Origin of the sequence: Neorhizobium phenanthreniclasticum, assembly GCF_040066075.1 — a bacterium.
In the GTDB taxonomy this organism is placed as follows: domain Bacteria; phylum Pseudomonadota; class Alphaproteobacteria; order Rhizobiales; family Rhizobiaceae; genus Neorhizobium; species Neorhizobium petrolearium.
In genome coordinates, this window is the sequence record NZ_JBEAAL010000082.1 from 1 (window position 1) to 1,189 (window position 1,189).

At 60.1% G+C, this 1,189-nt stretch carries 1 protein-coding gene and 1 pseudogene; one reads left to right on the top strand and one right to left on the bottom strand.

The genetic code is table 11. From position 1 onward, the window contains the following. Window positions 1-139 precede the first annotated feature (139 nt). Window positions 140-298, bottom strand: a pseudogene (locus ABK249_RS33770) (IS630 family transposase); the annotation flags it as partial. 204 nt (window positions 299-502) lie between these two features. Here ABK249_RS33770 and ABK249_RS33775 point away from each other — a divergent pair. After that, on the top strand, window positions 503-1,189 hold a 687-nt coding region (locus tag ABK249_RS33775; RefSeq protein WP_348864922.1), incomplete at its 3' end, for a transposase domain-containing protein.

Genomic DNA, 1,189 nt, shown 5'->3' on the forward strand with positions numbered 1-1,189 from the left:
TGAGAAAATCGGATTGATCCAAAAGCAACCAGGTGTCGCGCGCAGCATCCAACTGCTCGTCCCCCCGCAAGACCTGCCAATTCTGGGCATAGAACAACCCGTCATAATCTCTGAGACGTCACACTAGAGCAGATCCTGTTCAATCCGGGTCATATCCAGCAGCCCTGAAGTAGTTTGCGCATTCTGTCGGCGTGAAGCGGGGCATCAATGCGCCGACCGCGTCCCACAAAGCATCGATCTTTCTCTCTGCCCGAGCCCGCAACATGGCCTTCAACTTTGAGAAGGCGTTTTCAATTGCTTTGCCATAGTGACTCTCCATGTGAGGTTCTTGTTGAGGCCTGAGACAGGCTGACAAGCCAGATCTGTTGTGTTCCGACTTTCGTGAGACGCCCTTTTAATTTTCCGCGTCTAACCCCAATGCCGTTTATTTAATGGCTGATTAAGGATTCATTAACCATGATCTCGCCTCCTGCCGCGTGCTATGGCGCAGGAGGCGAATCACATGGCACGCACCGTTGCAATTCTTCCCGAAGGCAGCCGGGTCAGCGATTACATTAGCCTCGGCGTGATCGCCAAGACCTTTCCTGTGGCGAGGATCCGGGCCATCCTGACGGCGGCCGGCAAGGGCAGCATCCGCGAGCGCGACCTGCCGGCTCATGTGGTGGTCTATTACGTCATCGCCCTGGCGCTTTACATGACGTCGTCCTACCGCGAGGTGCTGCGCTGCCTTCTGGAAGGGCTGCAATGGCTGCGCGATCCGTCGGTCGCGGTCAAGGTCGCCGGCAAGTCCGCCATTTCGCAGGCCCGTGCCCGGCTGGGCTTTGAAGTCATGCGGCAGTTGCATGATGAGATCGTCGCGCCGATTGCCACAGCCGCCACGCGCGGCGCCTGGTACAAGGGGCGGCGTTTGGTGAGCCTCGACGGCAGCACGCTCGACGTCGCCGACGAAGCGGCCAACGTTGCCGCGTTTGGCTATCCCGGCGCCAGTCGCGGCGCGAGCGCTTATCCGCAAATCCGCTTTGTCAGCCTGGTCGAGAACGGCACGCAGGTGTTGTTCGCCAACCAGATGGCCGGTTGCGCGACCAGCGAGGTCACGCTCGCCAAGGCCGTCCTGGCGTGCCTTGAGCCGGACATGTTGTGCCTGGCCGACCGGTCCTTCTTCGGCTTTGAGCTGTGGAGCCTGGCGCGC